The sequence below is a fragment of the Microcystis wesenbergii FACHB-1317 genome, from assembly GCF_014696875.1.
Classification (GTDB): Bacteria; Cyanobacteriota; Cyanobacteriia; order Cyanobacteriales; family Microcystaceae; genus Microcystis; species Microcystis wesenbergii_A.
The window spans coordinates 1-1,896 of sequence record NZ_JACJQV010000017.1 but is presented as its reverse complement, the minus strand read 5'-3'; the positions used below and the strand labels follow the sequence as shown (position 1 = coordinate 1,896).

The following is a 1,896-nucleotide window of genomic DNA, read 5'->3' as shown; positions in this document are numbered from 1 at the left end:
AGGTTTTTCCTCTCACTTTCCCCTAATAATCCTCCTAAATATTGTCTGAAGCCGTTTTTTTGCGCTTCGTTTTTGAAGCAATTGTCAAACCGCCGACACCATCGGTCAAAGCAGGGAGGCATCGCAGCTGGGGTTGTCTCTTTCATCGCTGCTCTTTCAACGTAAAGTGCTTATTCTTTAACGATTATACTCGATTTGATCTTTATTTAGCGTTTAAGTCCCACTATAAAGGTAGATCAGATAGTGATGCAATTCAGACTTGAATCGACCATTTATTTGTTTCATTACATGAAACCTATCCGCTACTACCTGAGCATTCGGCATCAGTTCTTCCACGACAGTTTTATACGGTATCCATAAATCAATGCTGACTTCCTAAGTACAGGACAAAAATTGTAGGGAATGAAGAAAATCCCGATGATTGGGCAAAGAAGGGTTAAGAATCAGATGACGAAGATGGTCAAAACTGGAGTTTAGACTAATTCTGTCATGCCACTCCTGGGTCGAGCTTAATGAGTAGGTTGGCTCGAATCCCTTGCAACCCTTGCAAAAACTAGGTTATAGCTATTTCCTTGCCAAGTTTTCGCCCCTGCTCATGTACTTATTGGGGAATCTTGAAGGACTTTTGTGGAGGTTTGGTCAACTCATGATGTTCTGCAAACAAGCGCGAAAAGTCGCTATGCGGTCACAGAAATACTCGCTCAAGAAGTCTGTATTCCTTTTGGGGTCAGATTTTTAAGGTATTGAGCCTGAACTCGTTAGGGTTGATTTTTGGAAAATTTAGTCTAAACTCCAGTCATTTGGTTAGCAGGAACACTGACCAGTACAACACCAGCATCAATCAAAACGTCATCCACAAATTTGATAAAAACGTCTCTTTGATTCAGCCGATTACAGATCACCCCGATAGAATTTGACATACTCCCACCGTCAAGCTACGCTGTGACGGGGGATTCTTGACCTATCACTATCGGAAATTCCTTGTTCAACGAGACAACTTAGATTCTCAATGTCTCCACTGAAAACCCAGAGGTCGGACTCTCCCCCCCCCTTGCCCCCCCGACGTCGGGGGGGTTGGGGGTAGGGTTGATTCATTTAAATTAAGTACAGCGGATTTTGAGTCAATAAATTTGAATGAAAATTCTCAAGTTTATCTTTTTCTAATCAAAAGAGTTAGTGACAATAACTAATCTTTAATCCTCTGCCAATATTGATTATGAATAAATTGATAAAGCTTGTTCCCAAGCCACTAAAAGCCTATCTCTCTTGAAATTTTCTGAGAGTACATCCTGTTAATTTAGCTAATTTTTCTGCTTCTTACGTCGATAAAACTATCAGTTTTTCCCAACGTTCAGCTAACCACCTCTGTCCCTCTGTTATTGAGAGAAAACCCAAACCTCTGAAAAGATTCAATCCTATAGTTGTGAGAATTGACCAATTGCTGGCCGCTTGAAAATCACTTATCTCGCTTTTATCTTCCTCAAAAATTACATCTTTTACCCAATGTAACTGATTTTCTATTTTCCAATGTCCTCGAATAATTTTAGCAAATACTTGAGCGGATTCAGTTAGGCTACTGATATAGTAAGCTGTTTCTTCATACGTTTTATCCCCGCGACTACCCCTTCTTTCTACTTTAATAACTCTTCGCAGATTTTCAAATCCTTGTCTTTCATTTTTCCTCACTTTAAAAACTTCTATTTTTCTGGATATTTTTCGACCATGACTATTATCTTGTTCAAGAAAACAACTTTCTGGCTTTGAGGAATTACTCAGGTCTTGTATTCGCTGATAAAGATTTTTCTGATTTCCTTTAACTGTGATAACATAATCATTTTTAGTCTTGGCTATTAAGCTGATTGTTTTCTTCTGACAGTGTAAAGCATCGCCAGTAAA

4 pseudogenes are annotated in these 1,896 nt (G+C 39.1%); all 4 read right to left on the bottom strand.

Going from position 1 to position 1,896, the window contains the following annotated elements:
* A pseudogene (locus H6F92_RS00285) lies at positions 1 to 146 on the bottom strand (IS701 family transposase); the annotation flags it as partial.
* Between the two features lie 124 nt (positions 147 to 270).
* Positions 271 to 375: pseudogene (locus tag H6F92_RS00280) on the bottom strand (transposase); the annotation flags it as partial.
* 555 nt (positions 376 to 930) lie between these two features.
* Positions 931 to 1,044, bottom strand: a pseudogene (locus tag H6F92_RS00275) (zinc ribbon domain-containing protein); the annotation flags it as partial.
* Between the two features lie 273 nt (positions 1,045 to 1,317).
* Positions 1,318 to 1,896: pseudogene (locus tag H6F92_RS00270) on the bottom strand (ISAs1-like element ISMae8 family transposase); the annotation flags it as partial.